The sequence below is a fragment of the Nitratidesulfovibrio liaohensis genome, assembly GCF_011682075.1.
GTDB lineage: Bacteria > Desulfobacterota > Desulfovibrionia > Desulfovibrionales > Desulfovibrionaceae > Cupidesulfovibrio > Cupidesulfovibrio liaohensis.
Genome location: NZ_VSMK01000627.1, coordinates 1 through 1,028, shown reverse-complemented (window position 1 = coordinate 1,028; position 1,028 = coordinate 1). Strand labels below are relative to the sequence as shown.

1 pseudogene is annotated in these 1,028 nt (G+C 72.6%); it reads left to right on the top strand.

Going from position 1 to position 1,028, the window contains the following annotated elements:
* Positions 1-77: 77 nt before the first annotated feature.
* Positions 78-1,028 (top strand): annotated as a pseudogene (locus tag FVW27_RS16850) (YgiQ family radical SAM protein); the annotation flags it as partial.

Below are 1,028 nucleotides of genomic sequence, written 5' to 3'. Positions count from 1 at the left end.
GCGGCACCCAGCCGCGCCACGCGGCCCCATCCGGGGCATGCCCCCGGGCGTACACCCCGCAACGCGGGCGCACGCCCCTGCCCCAGCCCGCCTTTCTGCCCACCACCACGCGCGAGATGCGCGACCTTGGCTGGGACAGGCTGGACGTGCTGCTGGTCTCCGGCGACGCCTACGTGGATCACCCCACGTTTGCCATGGCCCTGCTGGGCCGCTGGCTGGTGGCGCACGGCTTTCGCACCGGCATCGTGGCCCAGCCCCGCTGGGACATTCCGGACGATGTGGCCCGCATGGGCCGTCCCCGCCTGTTCACCGGCATTTCCGCGGGTTCGCTCGATTCCATGCTGGCCCACTACACCGCCTTCAGGAAAAAGCGCCACGACGATGCCTTTACCCCCGGTGGTCGCGCCGGGGCGCGCCCCAACCGGGCGGCCATCGTCTACGCCAACCTGGCGCGCCAGGCCTTTCCCGGCCTGCCCGTGGTGCTGGGCGGCATAGAGGCCTCGCTGCGGCGCATCAGCCACTACGATTTCTGGACCGACGCCCTGCGGCGGCCCATCCTCATGGATGCCAAGGCCGACCTGCTGGTGTGGGGCATGGGCGAACGCGCCCTGCTGGACGCGACCTGCGCGCTGGACGCCGCCGTGGAGGCCGTGGGAGCGGACGCCTACGACGCCGCCCTGCTGCCGCCCCTTGCGGAAATTTTCGATGGCATCCCCGGCACGGCCCGCATGGGGCGGGTGACCGAATGGGATGCGGCCCCGGCGGACGATGCCGCACGGGGAACGGGCGACGACCCGGACGCCGACGACCTGAGCAATGACGGTCAGGACGAAGGGCACACTGCCCCCGGCGCCATCCCCCCCACTCCCCCCATTTCACTGATGCGCCTGCCCTCGCACGCGGCCATGGCGGAGGACCCGCGCCTGCTCATGCGCGCCACCCTGCTGCTGGAACGCCACGTGCACCGGGGCGATGCGCGGGCCATCCAGCCCGTGGACGACACCCCCACGGCGCGCGCCGTGCTGCTG